The sequence below is a fragment of the Vibrio sp. Vb1554 genome, from assembly GCF_033344235.1.
In genome coordinates this window covers 1-1,476 of the sequence record NZ_JAWPOJ010000171.1, presented here as the reverse complement: position 1 = coordinate 1,476, position 1,476 = coordinate 1, and the positions used below count along the sequence as shown (strand labels likewise).

At 46.0% G+C, this 1,476-nt stretch carries 3 protein-coding genes; 2 read left to right on the top strand and 1 reads right to left on the bottom strand.

All coding sequences use genetic code 11. The features are described from left to right. Positions 1-675, top strand: a 675-nt coding sequence (locus R8N28_RS24675; protein WP_318183601.1) for a S41 family peptidase, incomplete at its 5' end; no start/stop codon positions are given. Between the two features lie 73 nt (positions 676-748). Beyond that, positions 749-1,069, top strand: a complete 321-nt coding sequence (locus R8N28_RS24670) for a hypothetical protein (RefSeq protein ID WP_318183600.1) — start codon at positions 749-751, stop codon at positions 1,067-1,069. Between the two features lie 68 nt (positions 1,070-1,137). Here R8N28_RS24670 and R8N28_RS24665 read toward each other — a convergent pair. Beyond that, positions 1,138-1,476 (bottom strand): RlmF-related methyltransferase (locus R8N28_RS24665; RefSeq protein WP_318183599.1); only part of this gene is annotated, 339 nt, incomplete at its 5' end.

Genomic DNA, 1,476 nt, shown 5'->3' with positions numbered 1-1,476 from the left:
CTGCAATCTTCTCAAGTGGGATACATGCTCAGCGGCGCGGATAAAAATCGTGTCTTTAGTGAGCTTATTCACAACGATAAGATCATGAAAACCATACCTAATGGCGACAATGTATACCCATTTACTAACGTAGCCATCGACTGGGCAGCAGGCAAGTTCTCAGACCAAGTGTTGCCGACTCTAGGCAAGCAGCAAGTTTATGTGCTGACCTCTGGCGGTACTGCCTCTTCAAGTGAATTACTGATGAATGCACTGCGCGGTATTGATGTTAATGTTATCCAAATTGGCTCAACCACAATGGGTAAACCTTATGGATTCGCACCCGAGCAGAACTGTGGCACCATGTACTACACCATTCAGTTTAAATCTGCGAACGAAAAACAATTTGGCGACTTTGCCGACGGTTTTGTTCCAACACCTAAGAGCCAAATTAGCAGCAACCTTGGTTTAGATAATCGAGTTGAAGGTTGTTGGGTAGATGACGACCTAACGAAGCCGCTAGGCGATACATCCGAGCGCATGCTATCTGCCGCACTCAACTACATGGATACAGGAACTTGTCCACAAGTGTCGCCTGCGAGTTTCAACACAATGCCACTTAACAGCGACTCTCCAGCACTTAAGGATCACCGTTCACCACTAAGAACAGAGGCTATTCATGTTGAGATCAACTAGATCAAGGCGCGCAACAGCTATAAGACTTTGTGCTTGTCTTGGACTAACACTACCGATTTTGGGATGTGAAGCAATGTCACGAGAACCTGTTGAAGCCTTAAGCACTAAAACCACGCCTGAGGCCGTAAAGGAAGTACAAGCTGCGATTGCACAAATTCAAGGTACGCCAGCACCGAGAATCGCAAGCAACGTATTTGAATCGTCTCCGCACTTGTTGATTGAGACAGGCAGAGTTAAAGGCAAGGATAACGTGCTACTAGACGGTAGCTATACCGATTTTCCTGACCAGTACACATTGCAGATTCGCGGTACAACCTGCGGGTTGTTCTACGCGAAAACAGACCAGTTTGTGCCACTAACAGCACTGAATTGTGAACCAGTCACCAAACGTTGATCAAAAAGCCCGCTAAAAACTGCGGGCTTTTCTTATCAATTCTGCTGAACAAATACAACTAGATAAAATTATTTCAGCTCAATCCAAGTCTTTCTTTGCTGCTTGTCCATGAATGACCAAGCCATAAAACGACTGATCTTTTGGCCTTGGCTCATTTCCACCACACGAATCGCTTTAACTCCCAGCTTTTCTAGCTGCTTACGCATCGGACGCACGTTGTCTTTTTTCGAAATCAACGTCGTAAACCACAGCACTTGAGAGCTAAATGCTTGGCTTTCATTGGCCATTCGACGAATAAATGCCGCTTCTCCACCTTCACACCAAAGCTCGGCGTTTTGACCACCAAAGTTCAACGTTGGCTTGCCCTGCTTCACTGGGCTATTTTGCGACTTGACCCCTTTTTTTCG